Genomic DNA, 15,082 nt, shown 5'->3' with positions numbered 1-15,082 from the left:
GTTATGCGCCAGCAGTCACGGCTTTGCCAATCAACGTACCGCCGGTGCAGCTTTCAATATTTACATTAACGTAGTCGCCAAGTTTGTAATGCGCTTTCGGAAACACGACAACTTTATTGGCACTGGTTCTTCCTTGCAGATATTCATCAGAACGTTTTGAATATCCTTCCACCAAAATGCGTTGTGTCTTACCAACATCTTGACCATTGCGAAACGCAGAATGTTTTCGTTGTTTAATAATGATCTCATCGAGCCTACGCTTTTTCGTATCCAGATCAATGTCGTCTTGGTATTTTTTCGCCGCAAGCGTTCCTGGTCTTTCTGAGTAGTAGAACATATAGGCAAAGTCATACTGAACGAGATCCATCATCGACAGGGTTTCCTGATGTTCTTCTTCTGTTTCACTGCAGAATCCCGTGATCATGTCGGAAGAGATACCGCATTCATCGCCGAGTATTTCTTTGATCCGCGCAATTTTCTCGAGATACCACTCGCGTGTATAACCGCGGTTCATCATGTCGAGGATGCGACTATTTCCACTTTGTGCTGGCAGGTGAATGTACTTGCAGATGTTATCATGCTTGGCCATCATGTGCAGCACATCGTCAGTGATGTCTTTCGGATGGGAGGTAGAAAAACGGACACGTAGTTCTGGATTTACATTCGCCACCAACTCAAGCAGGTTAGCAAATGTAACGACCTCGGTAATGCCTTGCTTTTCGAGCCACGCTTTGTTGTTTTCTTCCGCGCTCCATTTGTATGAGTCCACGTTTTGTCCCAACAGCGTTACCTCGCGATATCCTTTCGCAAAAAGATCGTTTGCTTCATCCACGATCGAGTGTGGATCACGGCTACGTTCGCGGCCCCTTGTAAATGGTACCACACAAAACGAGCACATGTTATCGCAACCCCGCATAATCGAAATGAAGGCGGTGACGCCATTAGAATTCAACCTTACCGGACTGATATCCGCATATGTTTCCTCACGTGAAAGGATGGTGTTCACGGCGCGATCACCTTCATCAACCTGGAAGATCAATTTAGGTAGGTCGCGGTAAGCGTCGGGTCCGGCAACGAGGTCAACGATTTTTTCCTCTTCAAGAAGTTTGGACTTTAAGCGTTCCGCCATACAACCCAGCACGCCGACGAGCATTTCTGGTTTTTGCTTCTTCAACGCGTTGATGAAGTTCAAGCGGCCACGAACAGTCTGCTCGGCTTTTTCTCTGATTGAACAGGTATTCAGGAACACGATGTCGGCCGTATGGATGTCGGAGGTGGTGTCAAAACCTTCTTTCTGGAGGATAGATGCCACAATCTCGCTGTCGGAGAAGTTCATCTGACAGCCATAACTTTCAATATATAATTTCCGGCTGTTGCCGGTGTTCTGCTCTTTCGATACCGTAAAAGTCTCGCATGCGTCGGTCTCTGACGGCTTCAGCACATCAAGATCTCCAATCAAATTCTCCATATACTCACTTTAGGTCGCAAAAATACACTTTTTAGTCTTTTATTGTGACATCTTGTCAGTGGATTTGCGGGTTTTTCTTTTGGCGGCCGAGTTCAGGTGTGTTCCCGGTTTCCGGGTTGCTAGTTTCCGGTTTCCGGTTTGCCGGTTTCTGGTTATCAGATCAAGTTTCGTCTAACGAACGCCACGCGTAGCCGTATTCACTGCAGCTTTCTAGGAACGTGTTGGCGTGTTGGTGTTGAATACATCGTTCCATGTTTTTTGATCATAGGCTCAGCGCATCTCTGCGCTTTCGCGACTTTGCGGTAAAAAAAATCCTTCACCTTGAGGTACGTAAGCTAAGGAGCTCGCAGCCCGCCTGACGTATAACGCATTTCGCGCAACTCGTAGCTAGTAGCTCGCAGCTTTTCTGAGTCTAATGCATTTCTCGCAACTCGAAGCTCGTAGCTCGCAGCTCTCTACCGTGATCTTCCCGTGTAGCTTCCCTATTTGCTTCATAAACGACCCATTCTATGAAACAAACACCGCATCTTCCTAGGAGAGATATGCAGAATTATGAGAGCGCAATGAAAGGACATCTGGACAAACTGCGAATTAATAAGAGAATAATGAACGCGCGATGAGAGAAGAATGAACCAAACACCGGAATTTATGATACATCGTCTATAGCGTGATGAACCAACATCTATAGAACAATGATAGAACTACTGGACGCGTATGGAGAACATATGGAGAAAATGAAAGGATGTCTATAGCTTCTCTGGAGGATGAAGCCAGGATGACGTTTCTGAGCGTACTAGATGTTTACTTCTTTGCGCTCTTTATCCCTAATAGCTCATCACACATGAACATTAATTGAAATAGTTTCCCCTTAAGGGGCCAGGGGTGAAGCGGACTCTAAAAGGAAAGACAGAAAGTTGAAGACGGTGCGTTTTGCAACACAGAAAGTAAAGGAGGCGTGTCACCAGTTGTCACGCAGTGGCGGCAATTTGTACCGCGTGGAGTAAAGAATTTTCTACGTGACGCGCGGTGCACCTTAAAAATAGGAATCGTGATTTTTAGGCGAATTTCGAACTTACAAACGCGAATGTTGCTATAAGGAAATATCAGGTAATTGCATATATTCGGTCGTTAGGCACAATGCCGCAGGACAGATTTGGTGCTTCGAACATTGGCACATTTGCTTGCCGCACATTCCCTCGCGACACCAAAGCAAGCAAAAGAGCCGAGGTGTACCTGATCGACATAGTCTACATTTTAAAACACACGGCTGATGATTTATCTCAAGATAGTTACTCAAATCCTGACGGGTGTATCGGGACTATTAGCGCTACTTCTCGACTATAAATGGCACGATAAAAGAAGAAAGATTTTTAAACACCTGAGAAATGCTCTCGTGCTTTTAACAATTTTTTCATTGATGGCTGGAGTGCTGATTACTTATTATGATGAACAAGACAAAAATGGTGAGATAGGGACTTTAAAGAGTAAGCTGGATAGTGCTAGTAATACATTAGCATATGTTAAATCCAACAGCGACACTTTGAAACTTCAGATAAAACCGTTCCTTGACTTAGCAACTAGCAAGTATCCCAACCTCAATTCAAGTAAAGCACTAGAAAAACTGCATGAAAGAATTGACTCGTTGGATGCACAAGTTTCAATTGGAACAAAAAGAATCGGGGCTTTATCGTCAGAATTAACTGTTGAAAAGAAAACAATTAAAAGCTTCTCCGCTTCGGTGTATATCGAATTCTCGGGAGAATGGAATGGTAATCCATATCCAACTTGGAGTGAACCTCCTAAATGTGAGACCTATATGATCTGGAGTGACACGACAGGAAAGATGGCTGACATAGAATTTTGTTCACCAAAGATAAATTTCAAAACACTTGATTCAAGGACGGGAGTATTTGAAAATATCCTAACTGTTCAACAGGGTAATGTACCATTAGGACAGTTGGATGACGTTCTACTCTCGTACAATAAGATGAGGTGTTGGCTTGTTTTCTCATTTCCAAAAAATCTTCTGAGTTCGCTTATCGTGACGAGCAAAATACGAATTGCGTATTTAATTAATGGATCGAAACGAGGTGAGTTAGTATCAAACGAGAGATTAACTGTCGACTTGAAAGATCGAATGAATGAAAGCGTCATCAACCCAGAACTATCATTGAATGGAAAATTGGTTAAATGGTTTAACATTAGAGTTGATTAACGTCTTCGAAAAACCACACCAATACCAAAGCCACAAGGCCCTACACACAATCGAAGCTTTGGTAGCCCCGTGTGGTTCAAAGTACGGTGGATGCGGCACAGTGCATAACAATGTGTTCCATGAATAATCCCTTTTGCTAACGTTGAGACGAATTTAGTGTTTCTATTCTCAGGATGCATATTAAAACTCATTTTTCTACAAATGCTGTATTCGAAAAAATGAACGCTCTGTCAAGGGTGGACGCGTAATTCGCCTGTGCGATATGGAGCGTTACGTGGCGTTTGAGGCGTGATCCGTTACTGTTGTAATTCTCTCACACCACCGCATCACTTATCGTTACAACATAGCATGCTGTGCATCCCGACTTATTTGCCCACTGGAAGTTGGTAGGTCCATGGGGTTGGTAGATCCGTTATGGATTATTTACTTTTGTGATTAAACAGGAAGAGCCGTGTGAGGGGAGACTCTCAAGCACGGTTCCGTGAAAACCTAAGGGTGAAACTCCCATGGGTGACTCGACTGTATGCAATGCCATTGACACAGTGACGACATGGAAATAAAATACTTAAAGGGTGACGCAACACAGCCCGTCGGACAAGGAAACAAAATCATTGTGCATGTATGCAATGACGTGGGAGGTTGGGGAAAAGGATTTGTGATGGCAATTTCAAAAAAATGGAAAGGACCAGAGAACAGCTACAGGGACTGGGCCAAGAGCGGTAAAGATTTTGAACTGGGAGAAGTCCAATTCGTTCAGGTTGAGCCGACAATTTGGATTGCCAACATGATCGGACAACGTGACATCAAAAAAGGAAAGGACGGAACCCCACCTGTTAGATACGATGCAATAAAAAAGGGACTCACCAAAGTAAGTGTCTTCGCCAGAGAAATTAACGCATCTGTTCATATGCCTCGCATTGGGTGTGGACTTGCAGGAGGGACTTGGGATCAGATTGAACCATCATTGACACATGAATTGACAGAAGCGGGTGTTGAGACTGTTGTTTATGATTTCGAGTGATGGCACTGCATACAACAAAAGCTTCCATGAATAATCCCTTTCGCTAACGTCGAGACATATTTACTGTCTCTGTTCTCAGGATGCTCCGTTAAGGATTATTTACCTTTGTGATTAAACAGGAGAGCCGTAGCGCCTATTATGCTGAAGCAGCTTCGGCGTAAGCATATGAAGGGAGACTTTCACAGCCTGTCCGACCACTCGGGACCTGTCCCGACCAGTCGGGATACGGGTCTGTGAGAACCGAAGGGTGAAATTCCCTCGGTGACTCGTGCAGGGCGTTTGAAAGAAGACAGATGGCATTCAGGACAAAATTCATTCTTACATCCCTACTCTTGATCGTAATTTCGTGCGACAAGAAAGGAACGGACGAAACTAAACACGCTGTTTCGATGAATCAAAGAACTGCTAACTACGACAGTTTGATTCGCGGTGTGACCATCAAGGGGGACACAAATGCGTATGACGAATTATTTTATGGCCTTATTGAATTGGCTCCGAAAGAAAGAGTTGACAGCATTCTTTACTATTCACGGATAATGGCTGAAAGATTCAATTACCCGAGAGCATATTATGACCACCTAGACGTGCTGTGTGAGAAGAACAAAATTAAATTTGATAGACTTTATAACCTAGACTTGACAAGTGTCGACAATCAATCGAGAAAGACAATTGTTGAATGGTTAAATAGAATGCTATCCGACAAAATGATTACTCAAGAGGAATTTTACTCAGTAAAGAAATAGGACCGAGGACACCGACTAGCACTAACAACGTTTTCTATGAATAATCCTCCGTGTAAATCCGCCTACGCGGCATGTCGCGACAACAACAAAATCAACCCAATTATGAGAGGCCTTTCTAAACTCGGTGTATTTCTTTTGATCATGGTTCTGGGGTGTACGGGCAGGAATGATAAACCTGAAATCGTGAAAAGCCCGCCAGATGAAAAAGTCGATGAACAATTTAAATCTGTTCTTCTAAGCCCAGAAAAGTTTGACGGTGTTGAATTGGAGCTGACAGGAATATTTAGGTATGAATCTGAGAATGTTGCAATCTATCTGACTAACAAGGACTCCGATAGTTTGATTTCGAGTAATGCATTCTGGGTTAACTCAGATAGCTTGTCAGATGCAAAGCTCAGATTAGCAAATCGGAAGAAAGTTCATTTAAAAGGTCGATTTGACAAGGATCACACAGGACACTTGAATTCCTACTCAGGGACAATAAATGAAGTGAAGGACTTGGATATTCAGTAAATTGGCCTGCACACGACGATGTAGATTTGCCGACAAAGTGATTAATTCTTTATTAAGAAGAATTTAAAATGCGCATAACACGAACGTTGTAGAATATGCAAAGAAAGATAGTCATAGTGTCACTGGTTTTACTCTTCTTTTCCTGTGTGACAACGAAGAAGGTGTCCTCTTATGATGAAGCTGTAAAATTCTATCGAGACGTTATTTCAGAAGAAAAGCGTTTTTGTCCGAAGAAGATTAACAATGATTACTGGATCAAGGAACTGGGGGACCTGAGGTTAGCGGCAATGCGTAACTACTTGGATTCGGTCGGAACCAAAACAGCGGATAACTATTTAGAATTTGAAGAAAGATTTAAAGCTATGACCCTTCGGTCGGCTTCAATTCCGCAACCGATCACAATAGACTATGAAAATATAATAACTGATCTTCGTCTCACTAACAATATGAGATTTTCCAAGTTCGTGAATTGTGATTCAGTTTCGGGCGGACATGTCAGTCTTCCAATATTCAACGAGGACCATTCCAAAGCTGTAATCGAGACCGAAGGCGGCACCTTGCTGTTTGAAAAAATCAACGAGCGATGGAAGTTTAAAGACAGAGGACTATTGAGAGTATTCTAACGCGCATATTACCTACAACAAAGTATTCCATGAATATCTCCTTTTTTGCTAACGTTGAGACGAATTACTGGTTCTTCTCTCGAGATTCATACAAAGCAGTTTCTTTATCAAACAAATGCATATTGTGAAAATGAGAATTCTGTATGCTCTCTTCATCACGCGCATGACTATAGCTCCAGTGGCAGTACGACGTGACTTATTGCACACCAACAATGGTATTGTGAAGTTGGTGGATGCGTTGAGGATTAATTACCTTTGTGATTAAACAGGAGAGCCGTATTTAGAACAGGCATTCATGTACGGTACTGCGGGAACACATTTTCAAAGACAAAAGGCTAAACAAAACAATGAGACAAGGACGGACAACTTTACTGCTACTAACTACTTTATTCCTTTTGACCGATATTTTTTTCAATTATGTATTGTTATCAAGCGGAGACGTAGACTTTTTTGATGCGACGACCAAGACAGTATTTTTTCTTCTCGGTATTTTACTTTTTTCAAAAAAAATTACTTGGGCAAAATGGATTCTATCAATAGCATTAATACTATATGGATTGGTCTGCCTACTTCTTGGATTTGAGCTAATGCCAGTATTTTACTTAATTGGGCTGTATAATATCTTTTTTGGAGTTTATATCCATAAGTCAGAGGCTCTTAGGTCATTTAGAAAAGAAGATGCTCAATCTGAGCAAATGCGCCAAGTAAAAATTCAAAAGGACGAGGAAATATCAGTTTTGAATCAAGAGCAAGTATATCCAACCCTTGTTCAACGCTATAAGGCTCTAATGATAGACGGGCTATTAATTTTGTTTACATTAATTGTCACGATGATTATCGTACAGCAGAGCGAATTCAGAACGCCTGTCATGGTTTCTACTGCTGTACTTCTGTTGGTGATATATGAACCCTTTATGACATCGTATTCCAAAACGGTTGGACAGCGAATGATGAGAATTAAAGTGCGCAATCACAGAAACCCTGAAAAGAAAATTACTTTGTGGAACGCGTATGTCAGGTGGTTTGTAAAAGGAATATTGGGCTGGATTTCGTTTGTGACGATACATTTTAACCCTCAACATAGAGCAATTCACGATTTAGCGAGTGACTCAGTAATGGTCAACGAGGACTAAGAACAGACGTGCACAAGAAATCGATAATGACGCCGCGCTGAAAGCCATTGAGTGACACGGTCAAAACAATCAAGATTACAGAGCAGGGTGTAATTGGTGACTCGACGGGCAGCCATTTTTTCAAGACTAAGTAGAGCAATGAAGAGAATACAACTTTTGACTTTTTTAGTGTCGTTGACAGTGACAACCTATGGGATGAACCTCAATCAATTGAAGGAGGTTGACCAGTTTAAAATAGGGAAGACTGATATCAGGGTTTATTTCAATGACCCGATGATACAAATGGCGAGATTGTATCCTGACTTTGACACAAAGACATCGACTGAGAAATTTGGAATTCTATCGGACTACTTGCACAATAATCCGCTTTATGTTTTTATCGCCACAAATAAAAAAAAGAAGCTTAATCGGCTTTATGTTTTGAGGGGCAATCCAATAAAGCAAAGAACCAAGAATTATTTTCTAATTGACATTCTTGATGAAACGAGTTCAGATCTTTTTGATAGAACCGGCTACGAGAACGACATTCTTAAAACGATCGACAAGGTAAATGCTGGCGGTTCCTTATTTGAACACATGGTGGTTTTTCAGACGCCAGAGGGAAAGAGTGTTGTGGGCAAGGGAATAAAGTTTTGGGACTATTTCACAAGAGTCGAGCCGTACTCAGAAATTAAATCCACAGTACAGACATTGATAGAAATGGATTTGACTAACTCCATTCCATCTGACTACTTGCTGACGAAAACAGAAATGATTAAACCTCTTTTCGAGTACCAGGACTGTGCAATTTTAAAAGTGAAGTCGCGAGAGATTAAGACAACCGTGTATTCCTATGACTCTTTGGGAAAAGTAAAAAATGAATACCCAAGAATAGAGAAAGACTATGACTTGTACTATTCTTCAACATCGCAGGAGTTAACAGGAGTTACGACATTCCCATTTTTTAGTTCGACTGATAAAAGGCAAGAACTTGAGGGTGGAGCTAAAATCAAAATTGAGAGTAACCAGCCCTATCTTAATCATTACCTAAAGGACATTGTTGTTACTAAAAATTTGGACTCTGGAGTAATTGAACGAATTGAAGGTAAATTAATAATTCATGCATATTCAGCTTCTGGACACAGCACATTTGATGAGTTGTATGTTGCTGAATTTAAAGAAGTAGGTGATTGTAATCTACCTGTTGAGATTAGATTTCATTCGTTGGATGACGTTGAATTAAGAAAACCGAGAATTGTGACACAGATTATATATGTGTTGAAGTGAAAAGCGGCAGTCCAACAAAGTGTTCCAATGGATAATACTTTTGCTACTTGCTGCCATGGCGATATTGGATCAACGCTTCACGTGGCACTCGCGCCGTGATCAATTACTGTTGTAAGAACCAGGCGGTGAAACTCCTTGCGTGATTCTCTACTACCTGCAATGAATACCATTAAAGACCGTCTTAAAAAATGAAAGATCTATTGATTGACATAATTTCTGAAATCTTAAAGGTTCCTATCGAACGAGATAAAACTTTTGAGTGGTCTAAGATAACTCAATACAATAAAATAGATGTACGTGTCTATCACGATTTGTTTTCAAAAGTATATAGCACTTTAGGCGTTGATTCCTCAATGATTGGTAAAATTCATAAACCATATTTTTCATGTGATGCATATGTTGGTGGTTCATTTAATTTTGTTTTTGAGTTTGACACCCTTATTGATTTTTGCACGCATCGGGAAAATACGCTCAATCTGTATGAAGGAAATCTAAAAACGCATTACGATATTGACAAATGGATTAGCTATTGTAGAATTTATAAAGTACAAGCTGACCAGTATCAAAAAAATCAAAAAATAAATGGATTTAATCCGCCCAACGGAAAGTCGGCAAAAAGGACTTTAATTGATTTTATTAAAGACGCGTATCCTAAAATTGAAAATTTGAATCCGACGGTAAGGTTTTGTGAATTTGAAGTCATGAAGGTGAATGTTAATGACAAGCGTGATAAATCAAATTACAAAGTTGTTGAGGAATTGCTGAGAGAAAAGCTCAGTTAGCAAAGTGCTCCATGAATAAAAAATAAAAGCCCGATGACTACAGAATCATTGGGCTTTTATTTTTTATAACGTGTCTGATTTCAATCCTCGTTAATGGCTTCTTCGTCTTGTGTCTGGAAGGTGTACAGGGTAGGGTCCAGTTGAAGGTTATCTTCGTTGAAGTCTTTGATGAATTTTTCAATCACTTTCGGGGTGATCTTTTCGTGGTGTAAACCGGCATCGAGACTTACTCCAAATTCCGCATGCGGATCGAGGTCGACGTGCTCTTTTACTTTTACGGCATCTTCTTCCTCGAGTTCCATAATCACCTCCGCCATATACAAACCAATTTCTTCTTGCAATGGATCAAGTGTCTCTAGATTTCCGTTCTCATCTTCTTCGTAAGAGATTTTCTTATAATGCGGGAAGTGTTTTGCAGCGCGGTGTTCGGCGATCTCAAACATTTCGCTTTCATGTTGAAGTCTTAGGGTGTAGATCACGGCATCGTAGATTACATCTTTTCCTTCAAATTTTCCAATGAAGAAAAAATGCGCATACTCTTCTGAATTTTCATCTTCGTCATCCCATAGGAAAGATTGTCCGAGCGCTTTCATCTGCGCCTGATATGCGTCAATTTCCGTCGGGTCGAAGCCTTTATTCTCTAAGCGTGCCATGATATTAGTTGTAGTTTAAGATAAACATTATTCAGTGAAATTGTGTTGGGAAAAAGCGAAAATAATCTTCGCTAAATTTAAATACCACGCATAGCGGTTTAGGATCCTGATTCTTTGAACCAGTCGGCGTACATAGGATAGTTTTTCGCTGTCCGTTGGATCACAGCTTTCATATCGTCGCCAATGTCTTTTACTTTTTTAGCGGGCATTCCGGCGTAAATGCTCCCGGGTTCTACGATCGTGCCGGCCAGGACTACAGCGCCCGCAGCGATGATCGATTCACTGCCAACAACGGCATCGTCCATCACAATGGCCCCCATACCAATGAGTACGTTATCCGCGATGGTGCATCCGTGAACAATTGCGTTGTGCGCAATCGACACGTTATTACCGATTACTGTTTTTGCTTTTTGATAGGTGCAATGGATAATTGCCCCGTCTTGAATATTGGTATTGTTCCCGATCGTGATCGAATGAACATCGCCACGAATTACGGCATTAAACCAAACCGTACAGTTGTCACCCATCACAACTTCGCCGACAACCGTAGCGTTTTCGGCTAGGTAGCAGTTTTGACCAAATTTTGGGGAGTGTCCTCTTACGGTTTTGATGAGCGCCATGGGTGATAAATGCCCAAAACTAATCGACGGTGATGAAGTTGCCTAGTGTTGGCTCATCGCTGTTGGATTAAAAAATGGATAACAGCAGCAAAAATGCCTGTCACGACATTTTTTATCCATTTTTCTCGGCTATCCTAGATTGCGGGTTATATTTGCGCCCTGAACTTGAATCCCTATATGAAGAATTTGTCCCTGATACTCAATGCCGTGCTGCTGATCGCTGTTGCGGTTTTATTTTACCTCCACTTTTCATCGAAAGCGCCCTCAACATCTGCAACGGGCGTTACAACGGAAGCTGGTGATCTAACCATCGCTTATGTTAATTCAGACAGCGTAGTTAAGAATTACGACTATCTGAAAGCAACCAATAAGGCTTTTGAAGATAAGGCAGCGAAAATGGACCAGGATTATACAAACCGTGTAAATTCCTTGAGAAACGAAGCTGCGGCGTACCAACGCAATGTAAACAGCATGACACTTGGTCAAGTGAAGGCTACTGAAGAAGATCTTCAGCGCAAGCAACAAAATCTTGCGATGTACGAGCAAACACTTCGTCAGCAATTGGCGGAAGAGCAAGCTAAGATTAACAAGGAGCTTTACGATCGCGTGACGAATTACTTGAAGAAATACGGCAAAGAAAAAGGTCTGAAGGTTGTTTTGAAACGAGACCCAACCAGCGATGTCCTTTTCGCTGACGAAGCCCTTGATATCTCGAAAATTGTAATCGATGCCTTAAATGCAGAGTATGCAGCCGAGAAAACAGGCGCGCCAGCAGTGAAAGCAGATTCAACCGCGAAAGCCAAGTAATATCGCTTCAGTCTAAAAACATCAAAGAGAACCGGTTAAAAGCCGGTTTTTTTTATATTTGGTGAATCCCATATGCTGAATCGTTTCATCATTTCTGTTAAGTCGAGAACCCAAGAGCAAAAGCAAATCATTACGATGCTCTGTACGGGGTTCTTCATGGGGGTGTTCATTGCAACCTATCAAGTAACAGCGGATTCTCTATTTCTCAATAGAATGGGAGAATACCTGGATAAGGCGTTCTTGGTAGCGGGGGTGCTCGGAATTCTAACGACAGGAGCCTTTTCTTTTTTTCAAAACCGAATACGCTTCACAACGCTCGCCATTGGAAGCATCGTGCTGGTATTCGTTTTCACCCTGACGGCTTTTTGGCTCCTCCAATTCGGAAGCGACGCGCTCCACGATTACTTCATTTTCGCGCTCTATTGCATGTCCGGGCCGATTACTGCGGTGTTGTTGCTCAGTTTCTGGGGGCTCTTCGGACGATTGTTCAACTTCCGTCAATCGAAGAGAATTATCGGATGGATTGATACGGGGCAGTTGATCGCCGCGATTATCGCAACCTTGGTAGCCATTCCTTTAACCTCTGAAATCATTAAGGATACTGCGAATTACTTGCTCGTTTGTGCAATTAGTATCGCCATTGTTTCAGGCTTGCTCATTTTCATTGCCAGTTCTTTTACGCTTTCGAAGAACGATCCGAAAGAATTCGGAATCACTGTTCGCCGTGAAACACGATTAACCAAACTCGCAAAAGAGCCCTATATCAGGATGCTTTCGCTGTTTTTGCTCATTTCAATGATGATTTTCATCCTTAGCCAATATGCTTTCCAACAGCTGGTCAAGGAACAATATCCACGCGAACGCGAGCTCACCAACTTCAACTCCTTTTTCACGGGGGCAGTCTACGTGATCAGCTTGATCATGCAGACCTTCATCAATAACAGAATCATTAGCAACTACGGGCTGCGCATATCATTATTCATTTTGCCGATCGTGGTGGCCCTTTTTGCATCAGCGTCATTTGTGACGGGAAGTCTCTTTGGCTTTGAAAAGGGATTGGCGCCGACAGGATTTATATACTTCTTCCTGTTTGTGGCATTGAGCCGATTGTTCAATTGGACCCTTCGTGACTCACTTGAAAATCCTGTATTCAAACTGTTTTTTATCCCACTCGACAATAGGCTGCGGTTCAACATCCAATCGAAGGTAGAGGGGCTTATGAACGAAAGTGCTCGTTTCTTTGCAGGCCTTTTGATTTTTGCGCTCGCGGCCATTCCGTTCTTTGAAGTGATACACATCATGCTCTTTATGCTGGTGCTTTCCGGTGCATACTTTTTTGTGGTGAACAACCTCTATCAGGGTTACCGTAACAAAATCCGGATGAAGCTTGAGAGTACCGAGGTTCAAAAGCAAGAGCGACTCGAAAAAGGATACGGACGAATCACCACGCGATTGGAAGAGATGCTGCATGACCATCAAGCAGAACGCGCGGTGTTTTCTTATAAGCTGCTAGAAAAAATAAACGCTGCTCAAGTGCCTTCGTTCGTGAATACCTTGATGCGTAACGGCGACGAAACGATTCGTCATTATGCGCAAGAAAAAATGAATGAGTTGAAGGGACTTTCCGTTTCTGATCGTTACGTGATTCGATTGGATCAAGGAAAAGCCAATATCAGCACGGATAAGAATATTTTGAGTAAGGCAGATCTTCAGCAGATCATTGAGAACGGTGGTGACATCACGAAAGCACGGATCTTGCGGTTAACGCGATCGACAGATCCTAACGATAGACACTATGCTGCCGAGTTACTGCTGCATACCGCACAGACAGAGTATACGTCGTACCTGATGGAGTTGCTTACCGACATGGAGCCGAAAGTGAGGAACACCGCGATCAAGACATCGGTAAAGAAGAACAATCCGGAGATCATTAATGCTGTAATCGAGAACCTTGGTAATCCTGTTTATAGTAATCAGGCGATGAATGCACTGGTGTTGATGGGCCAGGATACGTTACCTGCGCTGGAGGCTGCCTTCTATCGAAGTGGCCAAAGTACGCAGATGATGTTGCGTCAAGTACAAGTGATTGGTCGGATAGGAGGGCAACGTGCGCGGGAGATCCTCTGGAATAAAATGGATTATCCGAACAAAGTTATTGTGTCGCAAGTGCTATTGTCGTTAGGGGAGTGTGGTTTCAAAGCCGGTATTTCACAGATCACACGTATCAAATATGCAATTGAGTCGGATATTGCTGATATCAGCTGGAACTTGGCTGCGATGCATGAAGTTGGTGACGATGGATTCAGTGAGCAAATTAAATCAGCGTTACAATGGGAAGTGCAGAGCGATATTGAGCACATCTACATGTTGTTGACAATGCTTTACGATACGCGCTCTATTCAGCTTGTAAAAGAAAATATTGATAGTGGTACAGCGGAAGGCATAACCTATGCTGTGGAGTTGTTAGATGTGTTCTTGTCGGAGCAATTGAAACAACGGGTAATCCCAATCCTTGATGATCTTACCAATGCAGAGCGCATTGATCGTTTGCAAGATTTTTATCCGCGCATCAAGCTTGATTCAAAGTTGGTGTTGAAGTTTATTATCAACCGGGACTTTACACAATCCAATCGATGGACCAAAGCGTGTGTATTATTCCAAATCGGCATACAGAAGATCGATGCCTTTAAGTTAGATCTTATTGCGCAGTTGTTTAATCCAGATCCGATCATTCATGAGGTGTCGGCGTGGGCACTTCATCAAATCGATCCCGCGGAATATGAAGTAAACACGAAACGGCTCGGTCAAGCTTTTAAGAAAGAACTCGATCTGGTGATTATTCAATCGAAGAAAATGACGCGGTTCGAGAAAGTACTGTTCTTCCAACGTAACAGCGTCTTTGAAAATATTCCAGGTATTACGCTTTCGCACTTAGCGGATTTGAGTGAAGAGAGTCGCATGAAGAACGGCGATTCAGTTACCTTGGATGAGCGATCCAACAATTCATTCTTCATGTTGGTGTCCGGCGAGGTGGAGTTCTTTAAGCAAGGAAAACCTGCAGGTCGTTTTGAGCAAGGACAATTTATTGGTGAGATGCTCGGCACGCCTAATTTTGTGAATACAAATTTTATCGTGGCCAAGTCGGATGCCGTCATTTTGCGGCTGAATAAAGATCAGTTTTATGAATTGCTGTCGGACAATGTTCGACTCGCGGACAAGATTATAGCGTATATATAAA

At 42.2% G+C, this 15,082-nt stretch carries 13 protein-coding genes; 10 read left to right on the top strand and 3 right to left on the bottom strand.

Annotated features, from left to right (window positions below; all coding sequences use genetic code 11):
* Position 1: 1 nt before the first annotated feature.
* Positions 2-1,468: a tRNA (N6-isopentenyl adenosine(37)-C2)-methylthiotransferase MiaB gene (gene miaB, locus DQQ10_RS10040; RefSeq protein WP_112746732.1), complete on the bottom strand. Its 1,467-nt coding sequence runs from the start codon at positions 1,466-1,468 to the stop codon at positions 2-4.
* Between the two features lie 1,270 nt (positions 1,469-2,738).
* On the opposite strand from miaB, the gene DQQ10_RS10035 reads away from it, so the two are divergent.
* The 8 genes from DQQ10_RS10035 to DQQ10_RS10000 all read left to right on the top strand — a co-directional run bounded on the left by DQQ10_RS10035 (position 2,739) and on the right by DQQ10_RS10000 (position 9,764).
* Positions 2,739-3,683 carry a hypothetical protein gene (locus DQQ10_RS10035; RefSeq protein WP_112746731.1) on the top strand — a complete coding sequence of 315 codons (945 nt, stop codon included), beginning with the start codon at positions 2,739-2,741 and terminating at the stop codon, positions 3,681-3,683.
* A 550-nt stretch (positions 3,684-4,233) separates the two neighbouring features.
* Complete coding sequence (locus DQQ10_RS10030; protein WP_112746730.1) at positions 4,234-4,704, top strand: macro domain-containing protein; 471 nt, start codon at positions 4,234-4,236, stop codon at positions 4,702-4,704.
* A gap of 389 nt (positions 4,705-5,093) precedes the next feature.
* Positions 5,094-5,447, top strand: a complete 354-nt coding sequence (locus DQQ10_RS10025; RefSeq protein WP_133259602.1) for a hypothetical protein — start codon at positions 5,094-5,096, stop codon at positions 5,445-5,447.
* Positions 5,448-5,483: 36 nt separating this feature from the next.
* The gene (locus tag DQQ10_RS10020; RefSeq protein ID WP_112746728.1) at positions 5,484-5,960 is read left to right on the top strand and encodes a hypothetical protein; all 477 of its coding nucleotides are present in this window, start codon (positions 5,484-5,486) and stop codon (positions 5,958-5,960) included.
* Between the two features lie 95 nt (positions 5,961-6,055).
* Positions 6,056-6,583: a hypothetical protein gene (locus tag DQQ10_RS10015; RefSeq protein WP_112746727.1), complete on the top strand. Its 528-nt coding sequence runs from the start codon at positions 6,056-6,058 to the stop codon at positions 6,581-6,583.
* A gap of 347 nt (positions 6,584-6,930) precedes the next feature.
* Positions 6,931-7,716, top strand: coding sequence for an RDD family protein (locus DQQ10_RS10010; RefSeq protein WP_112746726.1), 786 nt, complete (start codon positions 6,931-6,933; stop codon positions 7,714-7,716).
* A gap of 195 nt (positions 7,717-7,911) precedes the next feature.
* A complete protein-coding gene (locus tag DQQ10_RS10005; RefSeq protein WP_112746725.1) occupies positions 7,912-8,982 on the top strand; it encodes a hypothetical protein in 1,071 nt (356 codons plus the stop codon).
* A gap of 188 nt (positions 8,983-9,170) precedes the next feature.
* Positions 9,171-9,764: a hypothetical protein gene (locus DQQ10_RS10000; RefSeq protein ID WP_112746724.1), complete on the top strand. Its 594-nt coding sequence runs from the start codon at positions 9,171-9,173 to the stop codon at positions 9,762-9,764.
* 80 nt (positions 9,765-9,844) lie between these two features.
* Here the strand turns inward: DQQ10_RS10000 and DQQ10_RS09995 are convergent, their stop codons facing one another.
* Together DQQ10_RS09995 and DQQ10_RS09990 are read right to left on the bottom strand one after the other, a co-directional pair.
* Positions 9,845-10,417: a hypothetical protein gene (locus tag DQQ10_RS09995; RefSeq protein WP_112746723.1), complete on the bottom strand. Its 573-nt coding sequence runs from the start codon at positions 10,415-10,417 to the stop codon at positions 9,845-9,847.
* A gap of 98 nt (positions 10,418-10,515) precedes the next feature.
* The gene (locus DQQ10_RS09990; RefSeq protein WP_112746722.1) at positions 10,516-11,037 is read right to left on the bottom strand and encodes a gamma carbonic anhydrase family protein; all 522 of its coding nucleotides are present in this window, start codon (positions 11,035-11,037) and stop codon (positions 10,516-10,518) included.
* A gap of 177 nt (positions 11,038-11,214) precedes the next feature.
* Between DQQ10_RS09990 and DQQ10_RS09985 the strand changes: the two genes are divergently transcribed.
* Together DQQ10_RS09985 and DQQ10_RS09980 are read left to right on the top strand one after the other, a co-directional pair.
* On the top strand, positions 11,215-11,844 hold the full coding sequence (locus DQQ10_RS09985; protein WP_112746721.1) for an OmpH family outer membrane protein: 630 nt from the start codon (positions 11,215-11,217) through the stop codon (positions 11,842-11,844).
* A gap of 72 nt (positions 11,845-11,916) precedes the next feature.
* Complete coding sequence (locus DQQ10_RS09980) at positions 11,917-15,081, top strand: cyclic nucleotide-binding domain-containing protein (protein WP_112746720.1); 3,165 nt, start codon at positions 11,917-11,919, stop codon at positions 15,079-15,081.
* Position 15,082 lies beyond the last annotated feature (1 nt).

Source organism: Pseudochryseolinea flava (genome assembly GCF_003286915.1).
In the GTDB taxonomy this organism is placed as follows: Bacteria; Bacteroidota; Bacteroidia; order Cytophagales; family Cyclobacteriaceae; genus Ohtaekwangia; species Ohtaekwangia flava.
Note: the sequence above shows the minus strand (reverse complement) of the source record. Positions and strands in the feature narration are given on the sequence as shown.